Annotated in this window: 22 protein-coding genes; 7 read left to right on the top strand and 15 right to left on the bottom strand. The window is 68.7% G+C overall.

Going from position 1 to position 22,433, the window contains the following annotated elements; all coding sequences use genetic code 11:
* Positions 1-20: 20 nt before the first annotated feature.
* The 8 genes from AMK58_RS24035 to AMK58_RS24000 form a co-directional block, all read right to left on the bottom strand.
* Positions 21-1,220, bottom strand: a complete 1,200-nt coding sequence (locus AMK58_RS24035) for a lipid II:glycine glycyltransferase FemX (RefSeq protein WP_035669651.1) — start codon at positions 1,218-1,220, stop codon at positions 21-23.
* Positions 1,221-1,290: 70 nt separating this feature from the next.
* Positions 1,291-2,466, bottom strand: coding sequence for an acyltransferase family protein (locus tag AMK58_RS24030; protein WP_035669654.1), 1,176 nt, complete (start codon positions 2,464-2,466; stop codon positions 1,291-1,293).
* Between the two features lie 365 nt (positions 2,467-2,831).
* Positions 2,832-3,572 carry a beta-ketoacyl-ACP reductase gene (phbB, locus tag AMK58_RS24025; RefSeq protein ID WP_035669664.1) on the bottom strand — a complete coding sequence of 247 codons (741 nt, stop codon included), beginning with the start codon at positions 3,570-3,572 and terminating at the stop codon, positions 2,832-2,834.
* 291 nt (positions 3,573-3,863) lie between these two features.
* The gene (locus tag AMK58_RS24020) at positions 3,864-4,361 is read right to left on the bottom strand and encodes a hypothetical protein (RefSeq protein WP_236778316.1); all 498 of its coding nucleotides are present in this window, start codon (positions 4,359-4,361) and stop codon (positions 3,864-3,866) included.
* Positions 4,362-4,494: 133 nt separating this feature from the next.
* Positions 4,495-5,346, bottom strand: a complete 852-nt coding sequence (locus AMK58_RS24015) for a hypothetical protein (protein ID WP_035669669.1) — start codon at positions 5,344-5,346, stop codon at positions 4,495-4,497.
* Between the two features lie 91 nt (positions 5,347-5,437).
* Positions 5,438-5,908 (bottom strand): hypothetical protein, encoded by a 471-nt coding sequence (locus tag AMK58_RS24010; protein ID WP_035669672.1) that lies wholly within the window; start codon positions 5,906-5,908, stop codon positions 5,438-5,440.
* A 133-nt stretch (positions 5,909-6,041) separates the two neighbouring features.
* The gene (locus AMK58_RS24005; RefSeq protein WP_051139999.1) at positions 6,042-6,899 is read right to left on the bottom strand and encodes a ParB/RepB/Spo0J family partition protein; all 858 of its coding nucleotides are present in this window, start codon (positions 6,897-6,899) and stop codon (positions 6,042-6,044) included.
* Positions 6,889-7,914, bottom strand: coding sequence for an AAA family ATPase (locus AMK58_RS24000; RefSeq protein ID WP_051140000.1), 1,026 nt, complete (start codon positions 7,912-7,914; stop codon positions 6,889-6,891). The genes AMK58_RS24005 and AMK58_RS24000 overlap by 11 nt, the downstream gene beginning before the upstream one ends.
* Before the next feature lie 216 nt (positions 7,915-8,130).
* Between AMK58_RS24000 and AMK58_RS23995 the strand changes: the two genes are divergently transcribed.
* From AMK58_RS23995 to AMK58_RS23970, 6 genes are all read left to right on the top strand, one after another.
* Positions 8,131-8,766, top strand: coding sequence for a class I SAM-dependent methyltransferase (locus AMK58_RS23995; protein ID WP_035669675.1), 636 nt, complete (start codon positions 8,131-8,133; stop codon positions 8,764-8,766).
* A gap of 89 nt (positions 8,767-8,855) precedes the next feature.
* Positions 8,856-10,127, top strand: a complete 1,272-nt coding sequence (locus tag AMK58_RS23990; protein ID WP_035669679.1) for an ABC transporter substrate-binding protein — start codon at positions 8,856-8,858, stop codon at positions 10,125-10,127.
* 23 nt (positions 10,128-10,150) lie between these two features.
* A complete protein-coding gene (locus AMK58_RS23985; protein ID WP_051140008.1) occupies positions 10,151-11,026 on the top strand; it encodes a carbohydrate ABC transporter permease in 876 nt (291 codons plus the stop codon).
* Between the two features lie 4 nt (positions 11,027-11,030).
* The gene (locus tag AMK58_RS23980) at positions 11,031-11,855 is read left to right on the top strand and encodes a carbohydrate ABC transporter permease (protein ID WP_035669681.1); all 825 of its coding nucleotides are present in this window, start codon (positions 11,031-11,033) and stop codon (positions 11,853-11,855) included.
* A gap of 4 nt (positions 11,856-11,859) precedes the next feature.
* Entirely contained in the window at positions 11,860-12,936 is a 1,077-nt protein-coding gene (locus AMK58_RS23975; RefSeq protein ID WP_035669683.1) for an ABC transporter ATP-binding protein, read from the top strand.
* Positions 12,937-13,010: 74 nt separating this feature from the next.
* Positions 13,011-13,808, top strand: a complete 798-nt coding sequence (locus tag AMK58_RS23970) for a DeoR/GlpR family DNA-binding transcription regulator (RefSeq protein WP_035669847.1) — start codon at positions 13,011-13,013, stop codon at positions 13,806-13,808.
* Between the two features lie 3 nt (positions 13,809-13,811).
* Here the strand turns inward: AMK58_RS23970 and AMK58_RS23965 are convergent, their stop codons facing one another.
* Positions 13,812-15,311, bottom strand: a complete 1,500-nt coding sequence (locus AMK58_RS23965; RefSeq protein ID WP_059399581.1) for an L-lactate permease — start codon at positions 15,309-15,311, stop codon at positions 13,812-13,814.
* 117 nt (positions 15,312-15,428) lie between these two features.
* A complete protein-coding gene (locus tag AMK58_RS23960) occupies positions 15,429-16,019 on the bottom strand; it encodes an NADPH-dependent FMN reductase (protein WP_035680528.1) in 591 nt (196 codons plus the stop codon).
* A 362-nt stretch (positions 16,020-16,381) separates the two neighbouring features.
* Between AMK58_RS23960 and AMK58_RS23955 the strand changes: the two genes are divergently transcribed.
* Positions 16,382-18,388, top strand: coding sequence for a methyl-accepting chemotaxis protein (locus AMK58_RS23955; protein WP_236778315.1), 2,007 nt, complete (start codon positions 16,382-16,384; stop codon positions 18,386-18,388).
* Between the two features lie 78 nt (positions 18,389-18,466).
* Here the strand turns inward: AMK58_RS23955 and AMK58_RS23950 are convergent, their stop codons facing one another.
* The 5 genes from AMK58_RS23950 to AMK58_RS23930 are packed head-to-tail and all read right to left on the bottom strand — an operon-like array spanning position 18,467 to position 22,410.
* Positions 18,467-18,970 carry an L-2-amino-thiazoline-4-carboxylic acid hydrolase gene (locus AMK58_RS23950; protein ID WP_035680530.1) on the bottom strand — a complete coding sequence of 168 codons (504 nt, stop codon included), beginning with the start codon at positions 18,968-18,970 and terminating at the stop codon, positions 18,467-18,469.
* A 24-nt stretch (positions 18,971-18,994) separates the two neighbouring features.
* On the bottom strand, positions 18,995-19,720 hold the full coding sequence (locus tag AMK58_RS23945; RefSeq protein ID WP_196813215.1) for an ABC transporter ATP-binding protein: 726 nt from the start codon (positions 19,718-19,720) through the stop codon (positions 18,995-18,997).
* Positions 19,717-20,484: an ABC transporter ATP-binding protein gene (locus AMK58_RS23940; protein WP_059399535.1), complete on the bottom strand. Its 768-nt coding sequence runs from the start codon at positions 20,482-20,484 to the stop codon at positions 19,717-19,719. The genes AMK58_RS23945 and AMK58_RS23940 overlap by 4 nt, the downstream gene beginning before the upstream one ends.
* Entirely contained in the window at positions 20,481-21,509 is a 1,029-nt protein-coding gene (locus tag AMK58_RS23935) for a branched-chain amino acid ABC transporter permease (RefSeq protein WP_199228224.1), read from the bottom strand. Before AMK58_RS23935 ends, AMK58_RS23940 begins: the two co-directional genes overlap by 4 nt.
* Entirely contained in the window at positions 21,496-22,410 is a 915-nt protein-coding gene (locus AMK58_RS23930; protein ID WP_040136279.1) for a branched-chain amino acid ABC transporter permease, read from the bottom strand. Before AMK58_RS23930 ends, AMK58_RS23935 begins: the two co-directional genes overlap by 14 nt.
* Positions 22,411-22,433 lie beyond the last annotated feature (23 nt).

The following is a 22,433-nucleotide window of genomic DNA, read 5'->3' as shown; positions in this document are numbered from 1 at the left end:
ACACGGCGGTGCCGCTTAACTCACGCTGGGCCGGTCGGCGCCTTCGCCAGCACGGCGGCATCGGACGCGTCCATCTCCTCCGCCGGGGCGGGTTCGGCCTGGGGTGGTTTCCAGTTGCGCAGCCGGTTCACCATCGCGCCGGCCTGGGACTTCCAGCGGTCGGCCTGGACGCGCATCGATTCGCCGCCCTGGACCAGCAGGCGGCTGGGCAGCGGGCCGGGCGTCTCGAAGGTGCCGATGTGAAGCGTCTCGACCGGATGCTTGCCGGCGAGGCCGCGCTTGAACTGGTAGACGCCGGGGTTGGTCTGGGCGTTCACCCCGTGCAGGTCGTAGCGCAGCCCGCCGTTCGCCTTGATCCACAGCAGCGCCCGCCATTGCAGCAGATAGGCGGCGTTGACCCGCAGACCGGCCTCCAGCGTGGCGGAGTTCTGCATCTGCCCGGTGGTGCCGAACAGCGACACGACCACCCCGGCCACCGGACGCCCCTCATGCATGGCGAGGAAGGCGCGCATCTTTTGGCGCGGCGGCAGCGCCTCGTTGATGCGGGTGAAGGTGCGGCTGTCGTAAGCCTTGAAGCCCTTGCGGCGCTGCGTCTCGACGAAGATGTCGTCGATGGTTTCCAGCAGTTCGGTGTGGGAGCCTTCGACGACCTCGATCCCCATCCGCTCGGCCTTGTTCAGCCCGCGCCGCCAGTGGTGGGACAGGTTGGAGCGCAATCCCGGCTCGTCCGGCGTCAGGTCGGTGATGAAGGTGCGGTAGGGTGCCTTCTCCTCCCGGAACCGCATCCCCAGCGAGGCGAGAGCCGCCGTCACCGACTCCCCGTCCGCCTGGGAGACATGGGGCAGCAGACGCAGCATCAGGCCGCGCCGATCCGTGTATTCCGCCTTCAGCGCGTGCAGCGCGGTCATCAGGGCGGTGTGGTCCGGCCCCTGGCCGCGCGGGTGCCACATCGGCCCCCACATGACCAGCGCCAGGCCGCCGATGCCCGGCACGCGGCGCAGCAGCACCTGCACCGCGGCCACCGGGCGCCCGTCACGCCGCACGACGAGGTGGCTCAACTCCCGCCCGGCGTGGGCGATGCGGCCATAATCCCAGGTCTGAAAGATGTTGGCGTCGTCGAAGCCATCGAGGATGGCGTACCAGCCGCTGCGGTCGACCCGGTCGATCTCGATGGAGGACGCGGGGCACAGGACATCGCCACCAAGCGCGTCGGTGTACATTCAGGTTTCTCCCCTGGAATTCACGGCGATCGTTTTTTGTGAAAGCGTTTGGTAACGGTCAGATGATTGGTCACACGGTTCCGCCGGAGCGGTAGAAGGTGCTGAAGGCGGGGCGGGCCGAGAAGGCGGCCTGCGGGATGTCGAGCAGGCGGCGCAGCCGGTCGCGCACTGTAGGTTCCAGGACCGCAGCGACCAGCAGGGCCACGGCGATGGACAGGGCGCCTCCCGTCACCGCGCCGGCCATCGAGGAGGCCCCGGCCTGCATCGCCAGCGCCTTGGCCGAGCCGCCGATGACCTCGTGCAGCAGGTAGAGCGGGTAGGTGGCGAGCCCGACCACGCGCAGCAGCGACAGGATGGACGGCGGCAGCGTGGCGATCTCCGCCCGCCAGCGCGCCGAGGCGACGATGGCGAGGAGCGACGCGCCCCAGATCAGCAGCGGGTTCATCCACAGGTCGGCGAGGTTCAACGGAACCGGCGAGCGCTCCACGAACTCCACCGACCGGGCGGTGATCTCCAGCGGCGCGGCGATCAGGGCCAGCAGGGCGGCGGCCATGCCCGTCCGGGTCAGCTTGCCGCGCGACCACAGCCACAGGAAGATGCCCAGCGCGAAGAACACGCCGTGGCGCAGCAGCGTCATGTTCAGCATGCCGTACTCGAACTCCAGGAACGGCAGGTTCACGACGCCGAAGACGTGCAGGCTGTAGACGCCGAGATAGGCCGAGCTGGCGGCGGTCAGCGCCAGAGCGAACTGCGGCAGCCGGTGGAAATTCCCGCTGAACAGCAGCAGGAACACCGCGGCGTAGAAAGCGATCTCGACTGGCAGCGTCCAATAGGCCGACGCGATGTAGGGGCCGGCGGGCGCCAGTGTGAAGGAGGCGATGAAGCGCCGCGCCAGATCCGGGTCGGGACCGGGCATGAGCACAAGCGCGACGAGGCACAGGATGGAGCAGACCCAGGCCGCCGGATAGAGGCGCAGCAGGCGCGACCGGATGAAGGCGATCGGGGTGGCGTTGTTGGCGGAATTCGCGATGACGAAGCCCGACACCACGAAGAAGACCTGCACCCCCGCCCAGCCGGACCACATGACGTCGGCGACCGCCGGGTCGCGCCAGGTCAGGTGGAAGCCGGTGACCAGCAGAGCCGCGGCGAACCGCACCATGTCGATCCCATAGACGTAATCGGCCCCGGACCTGTGGCGGGCAGGCCCGCCCCCCGGCAGAGTGTGCTTTATCGGCGTTTCAGGCACGATTCCTCCCTTCCTGCATGGGGCGTGCCCATGTGCAGGTTCTCGACGTCTGTTGATTCCGGAAGACGAGCGCGGTGCAGCCTCAGGACGCAACTTGCGTGCTGCCGGGAGCATACTCGTTGGAGGGCGCGGATACAGGGACCCGAACGGATTCAACAGGAAATCTGCGGGAGTATACTGTTCAGATGAGCGTCGGTTACCGAAGCCATGGCACAAAGGAGAGGTGTCTGGCGCGAATGGTCTGCCCGATCCCGGGCGCTTTACTTTGAAGGAATATGACGGAGAGCGAAAGGCACACGGCCCGCTCCCGGTTTGGAAACCGAGAACGGGCCGTGTGATTCAACGAGCCGTTTGCTTCCGGTGCCTTACTGGTAGTTCAGGCCGCCGTTGATGTTCAGGGTCGAGCCGGTGACGTAGCCGGCGATCTCCGACGCGAGGTAGGACACCGCGCCGCCGATCTCGTCCGGACGGCCCAGGCGCTTCATCGGGACGCTGTCGGTGATCGCCTGGCGGATGTCCTCACGGATGGCCATGACCATGTCGGTGCCGATGTAGCCCGGGGCGATGGCGTTGACGGTGACGCCCTTGGTCGCCAGCTCGGCGGCCAGCGCCTTGGTGAAGCCGATCACGCCGGCCTTGGCGGCCGAGTAGTTGGTCTGGCCGGCCTGGCCCTTCACGCCGTTCACCGACGAGATGTTGATGATGCGGCCCCAGCCGCGCTCGGCCATCTTCGGCGACACCTGCTGGGTGACGTTGAACAGGCTGCTCAGATTGGTGGCGATGACCGCATCCCACTGGGCCTTGTCCATCTTCGCGAAGAACTTGTCGCGGGTGATGCCGGCGTTGTTCACCAGGATGTCCACCGGACCCAGGTCGGCCTCGATCTTGGCGACCATCGCCTTGCAGCTTTCGAAGTCGGAAACGTCGCCTTCCGCCACGTAGAACTTGAAGCCGAGGGCTTCCTGCTGGCCCAGCCAGGCGGCGGCCGGCTCGAAGTTCGGCAGGCAGTTCGCCGCCACGATGCAACCGTCCTTGGCCAGGGCCTGGCAGATGGCGGTGCCGAGACCGCCCATGGCACCGGTGACGAGCGCGATCTTCTGAGACATTACAATCGCTCCAGTAATAGAAACGGCCAGCTCCTGGTGAGGCAAGCCCGCTGGTGAACCGCAGAAGCAAAGGGGTTGCTTCTTGTTACGGATGCTGTCGTGCCAATGGTCCTTATGGGGGGGCCATCAACCGCGGCGGCAGGCATAACATAGAACAAGTCCGGCTCCGGGCCAATGCGCTGCAACATCGCAGATGCGAGCGGATGCGATTTTTCACAGGAATGTCAATAAGAAATGAATTTTCAGAGCCTTACTGCACCGCACCAAGTGGTGTGACCAGTTGGATTCGGCTCAAATCCGTACAATTCGTTCGCCGGCCTTGAGCGCGAGCGGAAACAGCTTGGGCGCCACCGCCCCCAGAAGCCAGGGCCGCAGCTTCGCCAGGGCGGCCGGAGCGGCCAGAAGGGCGAGCGTCGCGGCGCTGTGCGCCCACCGCCCGGTGGTCATTTGCTCGAAGCCGTTCCACAGCAGGACGCCGCCGCTGCACAGCCCGGCCAGGGCGGTGACGGCCTCCCCCAGCGCCTGCAGCGCGTCGATGCCCCACAGCGGGTTCGTCGTGGTGACCCGGCCGACCAGCCGGCGCATCTGCGCGGTCAGGCGCCTCGCCGCTGCGGCGTCGAACCGCCCGTCCTCGACCGCGGCGCGGGGCAGGGCGACCAGGACGTCGCCGTCGGGCTGGATCGACACGCGGACCGGGACGGTGCGCAGGCCGCTGCCGGGTAACGGCGCGGCCAGAGGCACGCGCAGGCTGATGGTCCGCCCGCCCTGGGCGAAGAATTGAAGAGCCAAGGCAATGCCATGCCCGCGCCGCGGAATCAGGCCAGACTTGCCGTGCCGCAGCCGCCCGACCATCTCGGCCAGGGCGTCGCGTCGCCAGACGAAGCCATGCGGGAGGTCGCTGATGAAGCGTCGGCGCAGCGGGCTACCCCGTGTCTCCCACCAGGGTGTTCACGGCTTTTCCGGCAAACCGCCCCAACGCGTCGATCAGAAAGCTCCAATAGCGGAAGGAGACGTCCACCGCGTCCTTGTGGACGCCGATCACGACGCTGTTGCCGGCGGTGTCCCGGCCCTTCAGCAGGCGGGTGACCACGTCGCCGTCGATCTGGATGGTCGACTGCATGACCACCAGCTCGGTCCCCACGTCCCAGGCCTTGCGGATGGTCACCACATCCGCCGTCTTCAGCGCCGGCATGCGGCGGACCTCCTCGTCCATGCCGCGCAGATAGCTGACGGTGTCCAGCCCGCGCCGCCGCAGCACGTCGTTGATCTGGTCGGAGTTGCGCTGGATGCGCATCAGGATCGGCATCGTGTCCTGGTCGATCAGCGCTGCGGCGGACACCACGTCGGCACCGGCGCCGGGTTGCCGGGCGGCGTCCAGGGTGCGGTCGGTCATCTCGCGCAGCCAGCTCGCCACCTCGCGCAGGTCGTCGAAGACCTTCAGCGTGGTGCCGCGGGCGGGGTCGTTGCCCGGCAGGTCGCGGCTGAAGAAGAACGGGTCGTAGCGGTCCGGCCGGGCGGCGTCGGACGGCGGAACGAACGGCGCCATCCCCCAATGGAAGCTGTCCGAGATCGGGCCGGCCCAGGGGGCGAGGATCGCCGTCTCGCGGCTGCCGAAGACCTCCAGCGCCTCGCACAGGAAGACATAATACTCCTGCGCCAGATCGATCAGCGCGTCCCCCGCCATCGGCATCTTCTCCGCCGAAATGCCGGTTTTCAGCACGGTGTTGATTTCGAGCGCGAGAAGGTTGCGCGCCAGATCGACGAACTGGGACATCGGCCACCTTGCTGGGTTGGGGGGCGCTGGGTTGGGGAGCGCTGTGGAGCGGCGGGGAGAGGGAATGGCTCCCCGCCGTTCCGGAGGCGCGTCAGCTCGGGCGGCCGGAGATCTGGACGGCCAGATCGCGGATCGCCTTCAGGTTGGTGCTGACGATGTCACTGCTCTTGGTCACCTGGGCGAGGTGAAACTCGGTCAGGCTGTGATAGGCGGTGTTGGTCGCGAAATCGCGGCTGATCAGGTTCTCGATGTCGCCGGTGACGAGGTTCACCTGGGTCTGGAACGCCTCGATGGTCGTGCCGGACTTGGGGCGGCAGGTGAAGCCGACCTGATTGGGATCGTCCTGCACCACGTCGATGTCGGCGATCGCGGTGACCACCGTCAGTGTGACCAGCCGGTCAAGCTTGTCCGCGATGGTGTTCAGCAGGGAGTTCGCCTTGCCCTGCTCGTTCTGGATGACGGCGGCGCCGCTCGGTGGGGGGGCGGAGGGTGCCGCCGGCGCCTGAACGGCCGGCAGCTGGATGGTGGGGGCGGCGGGGTCGGCGACGGCGGTATCGGACATGGCATCACCTTTTGGAGACGGATGGCGTAACATTGACCAAGCGTCACGCAAGAGTCGAGTTCCGTCTAATGACTGCCAGCCGGACGAAAGCGTGATGAAAAATCTCTCGCCCGCGCTGAGTCCCGCCGCTCCGTCACTCGCGTAGAAGCGCGTCGATGGCGTCACGCAGGTCGCGCAATTCCCGCCGCTGGTCCTCGGCCAGCGCATGGCCCGACGCGCGCAGGCTGTGGATCTTGTCCACGTTGCTGCGCAACGCCCGCAAAGCGGGTGCCGCGGACGGGGTGGCCGGGAGGGCCGCCTTGCGCTCCTGCTTGGCGTTGCGCACGTCCTTCACGGTCAGGCCGTCGCCGGCCCGTTTCCAGAGCGCGAGCTGGATCGCCTCGTCGGGCAGCTCCGCCAGCTCCATGAGGAGGGAGACGGAGACGGCGGGCCGGTCCGGAGCCTCCTCCAGGATGGGGGCGGGCAGGCGCAGGATGCCCAGCAGGCGGGCCACATATTCCTGCGACTTGCCGATCAGGACGGCGGCCTGCTCCTGCGTCAGCCCCTTGTCGCCGATCAGCTTGGCGAGCGTCAAGGCGAGGTCGATGGGGTGCAGGTCGACGCGCTGGGCGTTCTCGATCAGGGCCAGCGCCTGCACGTCGTCGGTGTCGATGACCAGCGCCGGGATGGTCTCCCGCTCCAGGGCGCGGTAGGCCCAATAGCGCCGTTCCCCGGCCACGATCTGGAAGCGGTCGGGGGCGACCTCCCGCACGTTGATCGGCTGCAGCAGGCCCCGTTCGCCGATCGAGGCGGCCAGCGCCGCGATGTCGGCCCCGCGGGCGTTGCGCCGCGGCTGGTCGGGGTTCGGCTCCACCTGATCCAGCGGGATTTCGCGGTGGCGCATCTTGCCGGACAGGCCGAACAGAGCGGCGTTGCTGCCCCCGCCGCTGCCGGTGCGGCTGAGCGCCCGCTTGAACAGGCCGGCGTTGGAGGTGTCGAGCTTACGCGCCATGGCGCATCTCCTCCCCGGCGAGGGCCAGCAGGGCGTCGGCGATCTCGCGGTAGCTCTCCGCGCCCGCGGAGTTCGGGTTGTAGGCGAGGCCGGGGCGCCCGGCCATCACGCTCTTGGAATAGTCGGCGGCGCGCTTGACCGGAGAGAAGAGGTGGAGTTGCTCGGCCGCGGCAAGCTCGCGCAGTTCCTTCATCACCGTCTCGTCCTGAAGGCGGCGCGGGCTGTACATGGTCGGCAGGACGCCGAGGATCTGGAGGCGCGGATTCACCAGCTCGCGCACACCGGCAATGGTCTCGAAGAGCTGCGGGATGCCCATCATCGACAGCATCTCCGTCTGGGTCGGAATCAGCAGCTGGTCGGCGGCGTTCAGCACCGAGACGGTCAGCTCGCCCAGATGCGGCGGGCAGTCGAGCACCACGAAGTCGTACTGGCCGGCGAGCTGGGCGATCTTGGCGCGCAGGATCAGCGTGCCGTTGGGCTGGCGCAGCAGCTCGCGGTCGGTCGCCGCCAGCGAGATGGAGGAGGGCAGCAGGTCGAAGGCGCCGTCGCAGACCGGAGACATGAACTCCTTCATCGGCCGGCTGGCCTTCAGCGCGTGGGTCAGGGTCGCCTTGGCCAGCTCCCGCTCGTGCGGATCGACGCCCAGATGCACGGTGGCGTTGGCCTGCGGGTCGCAGTCGATCAGCAACACGCGCCGCCCCGACTGGGCAAGCAGCCACGCGACGTTGACGCAGGTGGTCGTTTTGGCGACCCCGCCCTTCTGGTTGGCAGCGCAGAACACCACCGGGGCCGCCCGCACCGCCGCGGCGGGGATGCCCACCGGCTCCGTCGCGGTCTTCAGGGCGCCCGCGACGATCTGCGGAATCCGCTCCGCCCCGGTTTCCCAGCGGGAGATCTTGGCGCGGTCGTAGCGCCGGTTCAGCCGTTCGTTCAGCCAGCCGACCAGAGCCTGCTGGTTCATGCCGCGCTGTTCGCGGTAGCGGCGCAGCTCCTCGCCGCTCATCTCGTGGGCCACGGGGGCATCCCTTATTTGGGGTGATCGCGCAGGCACCATGAGTCATGTTGATGGTGGTGTCAACATCCGTGCCGCACATGTGATGACGCTTCGAAATGGATACGGAACTGTGGCCCGGCGTGGAACAAGGGGGGCGCGCTGCGGCTTTCCTGTGGTGCGAAAGGCCGCTATGGTCGCGGCCGAAAATCCTGCGCCAGGAATCGTGAGGGAGACCCAATGGACGCCGACTCCATCCGCGCCGCCTACCGGCGCTACGCGCGCTTCTACGACCCCGTCTTCGGGAACCTGCTGGCGTCGGGCCGGCACGCCGCCGTGAAGTGGATCAACCGCCGGGGCGGCCTGCGCGTTCTGGAGGTGGGCGTGGGCACGGGCATCTCCCTGTCCGACTACCGCAAGGACAACCGCGTGGTCGGCATCGACCTGTCGTCGGAGATGCTGCGCGTCGCCCAGGACCGGGTGGACCGCGAGCGGCTGGAGAATGTGGAAGGGCTGCTGGAGATGGACGCCGGCAAGCTGGCCTTCGCCGACGGCAGCTTCGACCTCGTGGTCGCCATGTATGTGATGACCGTGGTTCCCGACCCGCAGGGCACGATGAACGAGCTGGAGCGCGTCTGCCGTCCCGGCGGCGACATCCTGATCGTCAACCATTTTGCCGCCGACAAGCCGGGCATCCGCCGCTCGGTGGAGAACTGGATGGCGCCCTTTTCCAAGAAGCTGGGCTGGCGGCCCGACTTCACGCTGGACACGCTGATGTCCGGCTCCCGCCTGACGGTGGAGGAGTTGCAGACCGTGCCGCCCTTCGGCCTGTTCAGCCTGCTGCACTGCCGCCGCGACGCCGCCACTCCCGCCTGACGGGCCGGGGAATAAGCGTCAGGGAACTCGACCGCGGCCATTGCAGTTTCCCTTCCGGACCCGGATCGACCGGGAATGGAAGGGGCTCCATGGCGCGGCGGTGCGCGTTGCTCTTGGCGGGGATGCTGACGGCCGTCTCGGCGCTGCCCGCCGCCGGGGCGACGGTGACTCTTGCCTGCAGCGGGCTCGGCATCAGCTTCGACCTGTGCCGCGACGGCGCCCAGGAATGGGCACGGCGCAGCGGGAATGAGGTGCGCTTCGTCTCACCGCCCAAGGGGGCGAGCGAGCAGTTGGCGCTCTACCAGCAGCTTCTCGCCGCCGGATCGCCGGACATCGACGTCTTCCAGATCGACGTGGTCTGGCCGGGCATCCTCGGCAACTACTTCATCGACTTGAAGGACCGCGCCGGGCCGGACGTTGTCGGCCGGCATCTTCCGGCGATGATCGAGGCCGCGACGGTCAAGGGGCGGCTGGTCGCGATGCCCTGGTTCGCCGACGCCGGGGTCCTCTACGCCCGCAAAGACCTGCTGGAAGCCCACGGGCGCCCCGTGCCGCAGACCTGGGAGGAGCTTCAGGACACCGCCGCCCTGATCCAGCGCGAGGAGCGCGCCGCCGGGCGCGACCGCATGTGGGGCTATGTCTGGCAGGGCCGCGCCTATGAGGGGCTGACGGTCAACGCCCTGGAATGGATCGCCAGCCGCAACGGCGGCACCATCGTGGACCCGGACGGCACCATCACCATCGACAACCCGCGCGCTGCCGAGGCGTTGGCCATGGCCCGCGGCTGGGTCGGTTCGATCAGCCCGCCCGGAGTCCTCAATTACATGGAGGAGGAGGCGCGCGGCGTCTTCCAGTCGGGCAATGCCGTCTTCATGCGCAACTGGCCCTACGCCTGGACGCTGGTCAACGCGGCGGACAGCGCGGTCGGCGGCAAGGTCGCCGTGGTGCCGCTGCCCAAGGGCGGGGCGGACGGACGCCACACCTCCACGCTGGGCGGGCAGTTGCTGGCGGTCAGCAAATTCTCCGCCCATGCGGACGAGGCCGCGGACTTGGCGCTGTACCTGACCGGCTTGGCCGAGCAGAAGCGGCGGGCGATCCACGGCGCGTCGAACCCGACCATCCCGGCGCTCTACGAAGATGCGGAGGTGGTGGCCGCCAACCCCTTCTTTGCGGAGTTGGCCGACTCCATCGCCAACGCGGTCAACCGCCCGGCCCAGGCGACGGGCATGCGCTACAACCAGGTGTCGGCGGAGTTCTACGCCAACGTCCACGAGGTGCTGACCGGACGGCAGGACGCCAAGGCGATGCTGCCGGACCTCAAGGAGGCTCTGGTTCGCATCAGCCGGGGAGGGCGCTGGTGAGCGACCCCCAGACCCCCAGTCTGATGCGCCAAAGGCGCCGGGCGGCGTGGCTGTTCCTGCTGCCGATGCTGGTCGTGCTGGCGGGGGTGGCCGGCTGGCCGCTGTTCCGCACCGTCTTCTTCTCCTTCACCGACGCGACGCTCGCTACGCTGGACGACTTCCAGGGGGTGGGGCTGGACAATTACCTGTGGCTGATGCGTGACCCCGTCTGGTGGCGGGCGGTGTGGAACACGCTGGTCTTCGCCGTCGTGTCGGTGGGGATCGAGACGGCGCTGGGGCTGGGCATCGCGCTGATCCTGAACGCGCATCTGCCGGGGCGCGGGCTGCTGCGCGCCGCCGTTTTGATCCCCTGGGCGATCCCCACCGTAGTGTCGGCCCAGATGTGGGGGTGGATGTTCCATGATCTTTACGGCGTGGTGAACGCGATCCTGATGGGGCTGGGGCTGATCGCCAAACCGCGGGCCTGGACCGCTGATCCCGATCTGGCGCTGCCGGTGGTGATCGCGGTCGATGTCTGGAAGTCCACGCCCTTCATGGCGCTGCTGATCCTGGCCGCGCTCCAGATGCTGCCCCGCGACCTTTACGAGGCGGCGCGGGTGGACGGGGTGCATCCGGTGAAGGTGTTCGTCCGCATCACGCTGCCGCTGATCCGTCCGGCGCTGATGGTGGCGGTGCTGTTCCGCACGCTGGACGCGCTGCGCGTGTTCGACCTGATGTATGTGCTGACCGGCAACAGCCGCTCCACCATGTCGATGTCGGTCTATGCCCGGCAATATCTGATCGACTTCCAGGATGTGGGCTACGGCTCCGCCGCGGCGACCCTGCTGGTCCTGGTGCTGGCGGTGGCGACGGTGCTGGCGGTAACGCTCGGCCGCGTCCGCGTCGATGCGGGGAGGTGAAGACATGGTAGGCCTGAGACGTATCGCCTTTGCTCTTGTGGTTCTTGGGATCGTCGCCTGGGCGGTGTTTCCTTTCGCCTGGGCCATCGTCACCTCGCTGAAGGCGGGCAGCGCGCTGTTCACCGTGGAGGCCTGGCCGTCGCAGCCGTCGCTGGCGAACTACGCGGCGATCTTCCGGGAGCAGCCCTTTGGGCGGAACATCCTGAATTCGCTGATGGCCGCCTCGGCGGTGGTCGCGCTGTCGCTGGTGCTGGCGGTGCTGGCCGCCTACGCGCTGGGGCGGGTGCGCTTCCGCGGGCGGGGGCTGCTGCTGTTCGTGGTGCTGGGCGTATCGATGTTCCCGCAGGTCGCCGTCTTGTCGGGCCTGTTCGAGCTGGTGCGCTGGCTCGGCCTCTACAACCGGATCGGCTCGCTGGTGCTGTCCTACCTGATCTTCACGCTGCCCTTCACCGTCTGGGTGCTGACCACCTTCATGCGCGAGCTGCCGAAGGAGCTGGAGGAAGCCGCCATGGTGGACGGCGCCGGCCCCTTCGTGATCGTGACGCGGGTGTTCCTGCCGCTGATGGGGCCAGCGCTGGCGGCAACCGGGCTGCTCGCCTTCATCGCCGCCTGGAACGAGTTCCTGTTTGCCCTGACCTTCACCCTGACCGACGACGCGCGCACCGTGCCGGTGGCGATCGCGCTGATGTCGGGGGCCAGCCAGTACGAGCTGCCCTGGGGCCAGATCATGGCGGCGTCGGTGGTGGTGACGGTGCCGCTGATCGGGCTGGTGCTGCTGTTCCAGCGGCGGATCGTCTCCGGCCTGACCGCCGGCGCTGTGAAGGGGTAGGGCGATGGCGGGCGTCACGCTGCGCGGGGTGCGCAAGAGCTTCGGGCGGATCGAGGTGATCCATGGCGTCGACCTGGAGGTCGCGGACGGCGAGTTCGTCGCCTTCGTCGGCCCGTCCGGCTGCGGCAAGTCCACCCTGCTGCGGCTGATCGCCGGGCTGGAGGAGCCGAGCGCCGGGGACCTGTCCATCGGCGGGCAGCGGGTGAACGAACGGCCGCCGGCGGCGCGCGGCATCGCCATGGTCTTCCAGTCCTACGCGCTCTACCCGCACATGACCGCCTACGACAACATGGCCTTCGGCCTGACCCTGGCGCGGACCGACAAGGGGACCATCGCGGAGCGGGTGCGCGCCGCCGCGCGTCTGCTTCAGATCGAGGACCTGCTCGACCGCAAGCCGCGCGACCTGTCGGGCGGGCAGCGCCAGCGGGTCGCCATCGGGCGGGCCATCGTGCGTGAGCCGCAGGTCTTCCTGTTCGACGAGCCGCTGTCCAACCTCGACGCCGGCCTGCGCGTGCAGATGCGCCTGGAGATCGCCAAGCTGAAGGCGGATCTGCGCGCCACTATGATCTACGTGACCCACGATCAGGTGGAGGCGATGACCCTGGCCGATCGCATCGTCGTGCTGAACGCCGGGCGGGTGGAGCAGGCCGGCACGCCGCTGGAGCTGTACCACCGCCCGCGCAACCGCTTCGTCGCCGGCTTCATCGGCTCGCCGGCCATGAATTTCCTGGATGTGGTCTCGGAGGGGCGGGCGGACGGGTCGGTGCGGGTGTGGTTGCCCGGCGGGGTGCCGCTCGATGTCGCCGTGGATGGCGCCGCGCCGCGAGCGGGCACGCCCCTGACGCTCGGCGTGCGGCCGGAGCATGCCGGTTTGGCCGATGGCGGGGCCGGGCTGGTCGCCACCATCCTGGCCGTGGAGCGGCTGGGCGGCGAGACGCATTGCCACGCCGCGCTGGAGGATGGGCAAAAGCTTCTGGTCCGCCTCGACGGCGACCGGCCGGCGGCGGCGGGGGAGCGGTTGCGCTTGAACCTGCGGGGCGAAACCGCGCATCTCTTCGGGTCCGACGGGCAGAGACTCTGAACGTAGGGGTGGATCGCGCTGTTTTGCTTTCGAATGAACTTGCGGGCGAAGCGGCGGTCCGCTTGAATGCCGCCATGGACATCATGACTCCCCGGCAGACCGACATCCTGGCGCTCGCCCGCACGCAGGGGCGCGTGCTGGTCGACGATCTGGCCGCCCGCTTCAACGTCACGCCTCAGACGATCCGCAAGGATCTGAACGAACTGTGCGACCGCCGCCTGCTCCAGCGGGTCCACGGCGGCGCCGTCGCCGGGTCGGGGGTGGAGAATCTCGGCTACGAGGCGCGGCGGCTGATCGCGCAGGACGAGAAGCGCGCCATCGGCCGCCGGGCAGCGGAACTGGTGCCCGACAGCTCCTCCCTCTTCATCAACATCGGCACGACGACGGAGGAAGTCGCCCGCGCGCTCCAGGGGCGCAGCGGGCTGGTGGTCATCACCAACAACATCAACGTCGCCAACCTGCTGCGCCCCGAGCCTCACATCGAGGTGATCGTGGCCGGCGGGGTGGTGCGGCGGTCGGACGGCGGCATCGTCGGCGAGGCCGCCATCGACTTCTTCAACCAGTTCATGGCCGACTTCGCGGTGATCGGCGCGTCGGCCATCGACGAGAGCGGGGCGTTGCTCGACTTCGACTACCGCGAGGTGCGGGTGTCGCAGGCGATCATGGCGAACGCCCGCCACGTCATCCTGGTCGCCGACCGTGGCAAGCTGGAGCGCACCGCCCCGGTGCGCATCGGCCACATCTCGCAGGTCCATACCTTCGTGACCGACGCCTTGCCCTCCGACCGGCTGGCCCGCATCTGCCGGGAATCCGGCGTGCGGGTGGAGGAGCTGTTCCCCGACCGCGCGACGGAGCCGGAACCCCAGGACTGACTCCTACACCAGCCAGACCCAGGCGGTGACGACGAGGAGCAGCGACGCCGTGGAGGCGACGCCGATGGGCAGAGCCAGCCGGTAGATCGCGGATTCCGCCTTGGTCAGCCCCAGGAGGCTGGAGGCCAGCACGATCCGGCCCGGCGTCAGCAGCGTGCAGACGCTGCCGGCCACCACCTGGATCGCGGCGGCGGCGATCAGCGGCAGGCCGCTGCCCGACGCGAGATTGACCTGGATGTGCATCATCAGGGCGTTCGACGCCGTGTTGGAGCCGGTCAGCATCCCCGTCGCCGCCCCCAGCACCGGCACGGCCAGCACGGCGGCGGAACCCGCCACCGCCTGCCACGCCTGCCCGAAGGCCGTGGCCCCGCCGGAGGCGGCCATGAAGGCGGCCAGTTCCACGAAGACCAGGGTCGCCGCCATCGGCACCAGCGCGGCGCGCAGGGCGGGGACCGCCACGTGCAGGGCGCGCCCGCGCGGCAGGCCCGCCAGCATGACCAGGGCGATGGCGACCAGCCACGTCGAGGGGTGGCGCAGCAGGGGCATCGGGGCCAGCCCGCCGAACGGGTCGAGCACCAGAAAGTCCGCCGTCCAGCCCGACATCGGCGGCACCAGCCGGGTCGCCATCAGTCCGCCGACCAGAACCACGTAGGGCCACAGCAGGGCCAGCAGCCGCGACAGACCGGCGGCGTCGCGCGGCAGCCGCCGCGCCTCCACCGCCAGCAGAAGCACCGCCGTGGCCAGCCCGCCGCCCAGTTCCGGCGCCACAAAGCGGTTGGTCAGCCAGAGCAGCCCGGCCAGCGCCAGCATCAGGGCGAGGTCCCTGGCCCGGTCGATCGGGCTGGAAATCAGGCCGGCGCCGTGGATCAGCCTCCAGAACACCAGCAGCAGGCTGGGCAGGACGACCACCATCAGCGCCGCGCTGGCCGTGCCCAGTTCGGTGAAGGACACGCCGATCAGCTCCGCCCCGACCCGCGTGCCGACGCCGAGTGCGCCCCACGGGGCGAGCATCTGGCTGAACAGTCCCAGCGCCGCGGCGTGGGCCGGTGGCAGGTTCAGCGGGCGCAGCAGGGCAAGCGCCACCACCAGCCCGACGCCGAACCCCGTCACCGACTCGGCGAAGGGACCGGCGAGCAGGCAGGCGACGAAGACGGCGCGGCGGCGCTCGGCCGGTGTCTTCGCCTCGACCTGCGCCTCGGCCTTGACGGTGCGGGCCTCGAAGGCGCGGTGGAACAGCAGGCCCGCCGCGATGATCGACATGGCGTGCCACGCCAGCCACGCTCCTTCGCCGGCCTTCAGCGCCACGGCGGGGAGCAGGCTGGGCAGTTGGGCCAGCCGGTCCGGAGCGGCGCCGCCGCTCGGCTGCGCCACCATCAGGGCCGCCATGAGCACCCCGGCGGCCAGCGCCATGCCCGCGGTCCCGGCGGTCAGCATGCTGACACGCCGCGACACGAGCAGGGCGACGGTGGCGGCGAGCGGCAGGAGATGGAGGGTCAGGGGCATGATCGACACAGGAGGCCGTGGAAGAAGCGTGCTGATATACTAATATCGACACGCTTCGGCCAGCCTCATCGGTCTTTGCGCGGCTGCCCCGCGCTCCTGGCCCGCCTTCCAGGAGGCTCAGGCGCCCGTGGCGCCGCGCAGCAGGGCGATTTCCGACAGAAGGTCGTCGATGGCGGCCAGCGCGAAGTCCAGCGCGGCCTGGTCGGTCAGCCGGCCGTCCTTGATCTTCTCGTGCACCATGCCGATGACCACCTGCGGGCGGGCGATGACCCGGCCCATCATGCCGGACAGCGTCTCGCGCATCTCGTGCTGGGCGCGCACGCCGCCGGTGAAGGCGGGGGAGGCGGTCATGATGAGGATCGGCTTGCCCCGCACCGGCGACTTCATGGCCGGGCGCGACGCCCAGTCCAGCGCGTTCTTCAGCACGCCCGACATGCCGTAATTGTATTCCGGAGAGATGATGACCAACCCGTCGGCCGCGGCGATGGCGTCGCGCAGGGCGGTGGCCGGGGTGGGGGTGTTCTCCGCGTCCAGGTCGGGATCGTAGGGCGGGATGTCGTTCAGCGCGAACAGCGTCATCTCCGCCTTGTTGCCCGCCTTTTTGCCCAGCGAGTCGGCGAGCGTGTTCAGCACCGCGGTGCAGTGGGAGTGGCGGCGGATGCTGCCGGAAAGACCGAGAAGGCGGACGGGCTTGGCGGTGTCGGTCATCGTGGCTGTCCTGTTGCGGTTTGAGGGGGATGTCCGTTCCAACGGTGCGCGTGGAGGATGGTGCCGCCCCCGCCATCGCTCCGCAACCCGGAGGAACCGATGGCCGGCGCCGATCTTGAATCGGAGCGGACTCCGTAGAATCCACAATAGGGGCGAAGCGCCTCGAAAATGTCTAAAATACAAGGCAAATCGCCGATTTTCTCAACGCCAGCAGTGACCTAGCGGATGGACCGCTCCCCGAACGCCTCTGACTTAGGTCGGGTAGGGTGCGACAATATGGTGGTGATTTTCTGGCCTTAATACAGTAGAAATAAAACTTAAGTAGTGTTTTATGCGTGTTCTCCGCGACGGGGTGCTGGCTTATGCGCGATAATGGACCGGTTACGAACCGCGAAATCGAAATGACCGACGATATGCTGCTCGTGTCGCGAACCGACACCCGCGGCAAAATTACGTTCGTCAATAAAGCATTCGTTGATATTAGCGGTTTCTCAGAAACGGAATTAATCGGCGCCCCCCACAATGTCGTCCGCCATCCGGACATGCCCCCGGCGGCCTTCGCCAACCTGTGGGAAACCATCAAGGATGGCCGGCCATGGGAAGGTCTGGTCAAGAACCGCTCGAAGAACGGTGACCATTACTGGGTGAAGGCAAACGTCACCCCGATCACCGAGAAGGGGGTGGTGACGGAGTACATCTCCATCCGGTCCAAGCCGAGCCGCGACGCGGTGGCGGAGGCGGAGCGCATTTACGCCGAGATCCGCGCCGGGCGCGGCCAGCAATACGGGCTGCTGGACGGGCAGATCGTCCGCCGCGGCTTCGGCGTCTGGCTGGGAGACCTGGCGTCCAGCATCGCCGGGCGCATCGTGGCGACCTCCGGTCTCCTGTTGCTGACCGTCATGGTCCTCGGCTGGCTGAGCCTGACCGGCAGCGACAGCGTCGAAGCCTTCGCCGGGCTGATGCTGTTCGGCCTGCTGGTGGCCGGCGTCGGCACGCTCAGCGTCCTGGGCACGGTGCGGCGCCCGCTCGGGCTGGTGGAAACCCACCTTGACGCCATCGCCCGCGGCGACCTGATGACCAACGTTCCCAGCTCCGGCGTGGCGGAGTTCGCCCGCATCCGGTCGCAGATCCGCGCCGTGAAGGCGAAGCTGAACTATTCGACCCAGGAGCGAGCGGAGCGCCAACGCCAGGCGGAGGAGGAGCGCATCACCGCCCTCCAGTCCATGGCCGAGACGGTGGAGCGCGAGGCCAGCCACGCGGTGGAGCAGGTGGCCCTGCGCACCGGCGGCATGGCCCAGGACGCCGACGCCATGGCAACCTCCGCCGAGCGGGTCAGCATCAACGCACAGAACGTCGCCGCAGCGGCGGAAGAGGCGCTGGCCAACGCCCAGACCGTGGCGGCGGCGACGGAGGAGCTGGCGGCCTCGATCCGCGAGATCTCCGCGCAGATCGCCCATTCCAGCGCGGTCACCCGCCGCGCCGTGGAGAACGGCCAGCGCACCCAGGGCACCATCCAATCGCTGTCCGAGGCGGTGGGCCGCATCGACGAGGTGGTGAAGCTGATCACCGACATCGCCAGCCAGACCAACCTGCTGGCGCTGAACGCGACCATCGAGGCGGCGCGCGCGGGCGAGGCCGGCAAAGGCTTCGCGGTGGTCGCGCAGGAGGTGAAGAACCTCGCCAACCAGACCGCCCGTTCGACCGAGGAGATCACCCGCCTGATCGCGGAAATCCAGGGGGTGACCAGCACCGCCGTGGGTGCGGTGGCGGAGATTGGCGACACCATCGGCGAGATCGACCAGATCTCCAGCGCCATCGCCGCCGCGATGGAGGAGCAGGCCGCCGCCACCCAGGAAATCAGCCGCAACGTGGTGGAGACCTCCAACGCCGCGCAAGAGGTGTCGGTGCGCATCGCCGCCGTCTCCAGCGACGCCGACCAGACCGGTTCCCAGGCTTCTGGCGTGCGGGCCGGCTCGGACGAGGTGGCGACCAGCATCGACGAACTGCGCCGGGTGCTGGTGCGCGTCGTCCGCACCTCCACCAGCGACGCCGACCGCCGCCGCAGCCCGCGCTACCGGGTGAACGAGGCCTGCGGCGTCGTGGTCCATGGGCGCGACCAGTCCGGCACGCTGACCGACCTGTCGAACGGCGGCGCCATGCTGAGCGGGATCGCCGGTCTCGGCGTGGGCGACCGTGGCACCCTGCGGCTCGACCGCTTCGGCCTGACCGTCGCCTTCGAGGTACGGGCCATCGACAAGACGGCGATCCATGTCCGCTTCGCCGAAAGCGACGTCGCCCTCCCGCGCTTCCGTGACGCCTTCGCCCAGTTGACCCGCGGGCTTCAGCCGGTGGCGACGGCGGCGGCCTGACGAACAGCAACCCGCCCTGAAAAAGCGACGGCCCGGCGTTCTGCACGCCGGGCCGTCGTCGTTTCGGCCTTTTCCCCGTCAGCCTTGCGGCTTGTCCACGCGGTAGCGGAAGTCGCAATGGCTGGCGCCCTGCATGATGGTCTGCGTCCGCTCCATCTTGATCGACGGGTCGTAGCCCGTGCAGAAGGCGGCGTCGCGGTTGCAGGACAGCAGGTGTCCGATGGGACCCAGCCCCATCTCCCGGTACATCTCGGCGTAGCGGCAGCGGGTGACGTTGTAGTCGAACCGCGTCTCGTCCTGGTGCAGCACCTCCAGCCGCAGCGCGTCGTCCTTGGTCCATAGCGGCTGCAGGTCGGCGAAGCTTTTCAGGCTGGTGCCGTTCGGCTCGGTCGCGGCGAAGGCCGCGGCGGATTCCACCGCGGCGCGGGTGATGGCGGCGCCCAGGATCTCCTGCGCCACCGCCTCGCCCAGCCGGGCGGCCATCTCCTCATAGACCGGCTTCAGGATCGCCGCCTCGATCCCGCGGCGCTCCAGCATGCCCATTGCGGGTTTGGCCGCGGGCGTGTCGGTCGGTTCGGTCATCGGTGTCTCCGTCTCAAGAGGCCGTCAATGCGCGTGCCCGCCGAGATAGGCTTCGGCGATGCGGGGGTCGTCGCGGAGCTGGGCGGCCGGGCCGGCCAGCACGATGCGCCCGTCCTCCATCACCGCCGCGTGGTCGGCGACCCGCAGGGCGGCGCGGGCGTTCTGCTCGACCAGCAGGATCGACACGCCCTCCGCCCGGATGCGCTGCACCAGATCGAAGATCTGCGCGACCACCATCGGGGCCAGCCCCAGCGACGGCTCGTCGAGCAGAAGCAGGGCCGGGCGGCGCATCAGGGCGCGGGCGATGCACAGCATCTGCTGCTCGCCGCCCGACAGAGACCCGGCGTTCTGGCGCAGGCGCTCCCGCAGGACCGGGAACATGTCGAGCATCCGGTCGAGTTCGCCGAGCCCGACGTCGCCGCCGCCGAGCACCAGATTCTCCCGCACGCTCATGTTGGAGAAGATCTGGCGGCCCTCCGGCGCCTGCGACAGGCCGAGCTTGACGATGCGGTGGGCGGGCAGGTTGGCGATGGCCTCGCCGCGGAAGGCGATGCCGCCCCGGCTCGCCCGGTAGACGCCCGAGATCGCCCGCATCAGCGTCGTCTTGCCCACGCCGTTGGAGCCTAGCACGGCGACGATGGCGCCCTGCGCCACGGTCAGGTCGATGCCGTGCAGGATCTCCTGCGGCCCCATGGTGACGTGCAGGTTCTCGATCGCGAGGATCGGGCCGGTGGCTTGCGGCTGGCTCATGCGTCCACCCCCAGATAGGCTTCCAGGACCGCTTGGTCGCGGCGGATGGCGTCGGGCGGGCCGTCGGCGATCTTGCGGCCGGAGGCGAGCACCAGGATGCGCTGGCAGATGCTCATGACCAGCGTCATGTCGTGCTCAACGAGCATGATGGTCAGGCCGGTGCCGTGCAGCCGCTTGATGAAGTCGGCCAGCGCGCGGGTCTCGGTGTCGTTCAGGCCGGCGGCCGGCTCGTCGAGGATCAGGAAGCGCGGCTGCATCGCCAGCGCGCGGGCGATCTCCAGATACTTTCGCTGGCCGTAGGGCAGGTTGGCCGCCAACTCGCCCGCCACATGGGTCAGGCCGACGGCCTCCAGCGCCTCCCAGGTGCGGCGGCTGATCTCGGCGGAGCGGGCGCCGCCCCCGGCGAGGGAGCCGAACAGGGCGCCGAGCGCCCCCTGCGGCAGCGCGCCCACCGCGCCCACCGACACGTTGTCGAACACCGACATGTTCGGGAAGACGCGCAGGTTCTGGAAGGTGCGGCTGATGCCCAGCCGGGCCACCTGGTTGGTCTTCAGCCCGCTGATGGTCCGGCCGTCGAAGGCGACGGTGCCCGACGACAGCGGCGTGAAGCCGGAGATCAGGTTGAACAGGGTGGTCTTGCCGGCGCCGTTCGGGCCGATCAGCCCGACCAGCTCGCCCTCGTCCACATGGCCGGTCACGTCGTTGACGGCCAGCACGCCGCCGAAGCGGCGGCTGACGTTGCGGATGTCGAGAAGATGGGTCATCGCCAGCCGATCCCTTCGCCCTTCACGGTGTTGCGCCACGCCGCGCCCAGCTGGCGCCGCGCGAGCTGGAGCGCGGAGACCTCGCCCAGCAGGCCCTTGGGCAGCAGCAGGATCGACAGGAACATCACCAGACCGACCATGATGTTGCGGAAGTCGCCGAAGGCGCGCAGACCCTCCGGCAGCAGGATCAGCAGAAGCGCGCCGATCACCGCGCCGGGCAGGCTGCCCAGGCCGCCCACCACCACCATCGCCAGGATCAGGATGGATTCGGAGAATTTGAAGTCGCCCGGCGAGATGTAGCCGGTCATGTGCGCCCACAGGCTGCCCGCCACGCCGGCGAAGAAGGCCGACAGGGTGAAGGCCTCCATCTTCAGGCGCGCCGTGCTGACGCCCATGGCGTCGGCGCACTGGTCATCCTCGCGGATCGAGCGCAGGGCGTTGCCGTAGTAGGAGTGGCTGAGCCGCCCGATCGCCAGGACGCACAGCGCCACCACCGTCGCCACCGTGTAGTAGGTGGCGAGCCGGCCCGACAGGCTGAAGCCGAACAGCTCCAGCCCCTTGGTGACGATGATTCCGTTGGGGCCCTTGGTGAACTCCACCCAGTTCAGCATGACCAGATAGAGCATCTGCCCGATCGCCAGCGTCGCCACGGCGAAATAGATGCTGACCAGCCGCATGGTCGGCAGCGCCACCAGGAAGGCGATCAGCGCCGCCACCAGACCGGACAGCGGCAGCGTCACCGTGAAGCCCAGCCCGAACTTGGTGGACAGCAGGGCGGCGGTGTAGGCGCCGACCCCGTAGAAGGCGGCGTGCCCGAGATGCAGCAGCCCGGCGACCCCGGTGACCAGATGCATGGAGGCGGACAGCAGGATGAAGATCAGCGCCAGATTGGCGATCTGGTAGAAATAGCCGCGGTCGAAGCCGGCCAGCACGGCCGGCAGCCCCACGAAGACCAGCAGGGCGAGCAGGAGCGGAATCAGCGCGCCTTGCCCGCGCCGCGGCGCCGACAGGTCAGACACGTTCACGGCGCGCTCCGAACAATCCGTTGGGGAAGAAGATCAGGGTCAGGATCAGGAAGCCGTAGGCCACCATGTCCGACCAGCCCGACGACACGAAGGTCGTCGCCATGCTCTCCGAGATGCCCAGGATCAGGGCGCAGATCACCGCACCGGGGATCGAGGACAGCCCGCCCATCACCATGGCGACGAAGGCCTTGATGCCGGGCACGAAGCCCATGGCGGGGAAGATGGCGCCGTAATAGAGCCCCGTCAGGATGCCGGCCGCCGCCCCCATCATCGAGCCGACGACGAAGGTCATGATGATGGTGCGGTCGGTGTCGATGCCGACATACTTGGCGCCCAGCGGGTTGTTCGACACCGCCCGGATCGACAGGCCGATGCGGGTGCGGGTCAGCAGATACTGGAGACCGATCAGCATCGCCGCGGCCACGCCGAAGATGATGAAGTCGCCGGTCACCAGGATCACCGGCCCGATGCGCACCGGCGTGTTGATGAGATACTCGAACGGGACGGAGCGCATCTGCGACCCGAACACGATCTCCAGCGCCTCGCGCACCACGATGGACACGGCGAGCGAGGAGAGCAGGGTGGATTCGCGCATCGCCCGCGACTTCAGCGACGCCTCGTCGGTGAAGCGGCGGAAGGGTTTGAAGGCGATCCGCTCCAGCGAGAATCCGGCCATGGCGCCGATCGCCAGGGCGATGAAGATCACCGCGAAGATCGGCGGGGCCGTCGCGGAGATCAGCACCAGCCCGGCGAAAGCGCCCAGCGTGTAGACCTCGCCATGGGCGAAGTTGACGACGTTCAGCACGCCGAAGATCAGCGTGAAGCCGATCGCCATCAGCGCGTAGGTCATCCCCAGCGACAGCCCGATGGCGAGCTGCTGGAGGTAGTATGGGTCGATCATGCGGGCCGTTCGCTGGAGATCGT

The sequence above is a fragment of the Azospirillum brasilense genome, from assembly GCF_001315015.1.
GTDB lineage: Bacteria > Pseudomonadota > Alphaproteobacteria > Azospirillales > Azospirillaceae > Azospirillum > Azospirillum brasilense.
This window is presented reverse-complemented; position numbering and strand designations above follow the sequence as displayed.

Bases quoted from the DNA above. Each gene is read 5' to 3' on its own strand.
- AMK58_RS23960 (WP_035680528.1), bottom strand. From the start codon at position 16,019: ATGACCGACACCGCCAAGCCCGTCCGCCTTCTCGGTCTTTCCGGCAGC.
- AMK58_RS24010 (WP_035669672.1), bottom strand. From the start codon at position 5,908: ATGTCCGATACCGCCGTCGCCGACCCCGCCGCCCCCACCATCCAGCTG.
- AMK58_RS23995 (WP_035669675.1), top strand. From the start codon at position 8,131: ATGGACGCCGACTCCATCCGCGCCGCCTACCGGCGCTACGCGCGCTTC.
- AMK58_RS23945 (WP_196813215.1), bottom strand. From the start codon at position 19,720: ATGAGCCAGCCGCAAGCCACCGGCCCGATCCTCGCGATCGAGAACCTG.
- AMK58_RS23975 (WP_035669683.1), top strand. From the start codon at position 11,860: ATGGCGGGCGTCACGCTGCGCGGGGTGCGCAAGAGCTTCGGGCGGATC.
- AMK58_RS24005 (WP_051139999.1), bottom strand. From the start codon at position 6,899: ATGGCGCGTAAGCTCGACACCTCCAACGCCGGCCTGTTCAAGCGGGCG.
- AMK58_RS24035 (WP_035669651.1), bottom strand. From the start codon at position 1,220: ATGTACACCGACGCGCTTGGTGGCGATGTCCTGTGCCCCGCGTCCTCC.
- AMK58_RS23930 (WP_040136279.1), bottom strand. From the start codon at position 22,410: ATGATCGACCCATACTACCTCCAGCAGCTCGCCATCGGGCTGTCGCTG.
- AMK58_RS23985 (WP_051140008.1), top strand. From the start codon at position 10,151: ATGCGCCAAAGGCGCCGGGCGGCGTGGCTGTTCCTGCTGCCGATGCTG.
- AMK58_RS23965 (WP_059399581.1), bottom strand. From the start codon at position 15,311: ATGCCCCTGACCCTCCATCTCCTGCCGCTCGCCGCCACCGTCGCCCTG.
- AMK58_RS23980 (WP_035669681.1), top strand. From the start codon at position 11,031: ATGGTAGGCCTGAGACGTATCGCCTTTGCTCTTGTGGTTCTTGGGATC.
- AMK58_RS23950 (WP_035680530.1), bottom strand. From the start codon at position 18,970: ATGACCGAACCGACCGACACGCCCGCGGCCAAACCCGCAATGGGCATG.
- AMK58_RS24015 (WP_035669669.1), bottom strand. From the start codon at position 5,346: ATGTCCCAGTTCGTCGATCTGGCGCGCAACCTTCTCGCGCTCGAAATC.
- AMK58_RS23970 (WP_035669847.1), top strand. From the start codon at position 13,011: ATGGACATCATGACTCCCCGGCAGACCGACATCCTGGCGCTCGCCCGC.
- AMK58_RS23955 (WP_236778315.1), top strand. From the start codon at position 16,382: ATGCGCGATAATGGACCGGTTACGAACCGCGAAATCGAAATGACCGAC.
- AMK58_RS23990 (WP_035669679.1), top strand. From the start codon at position 8,856: ATGGCGCGGCGGTGCGCGTTGCTCTTGGCGGGGATGCTGACGGCCGTC.
- phbB (WP_035669664.1), bottom strand. From the start codon at position 3,572: ATGTCTCAGAAGATCGCGCTCGTCACCGGTGCCATGGGCGGTCTCGGC.
- AMK58_RS23940 (WP_059399535.1), bottom strand. From the start codon at position 20,484: ATGACCCATCTTCTCGACATCCGCAACGTCAGCCGCCGCTTCGGCGGC.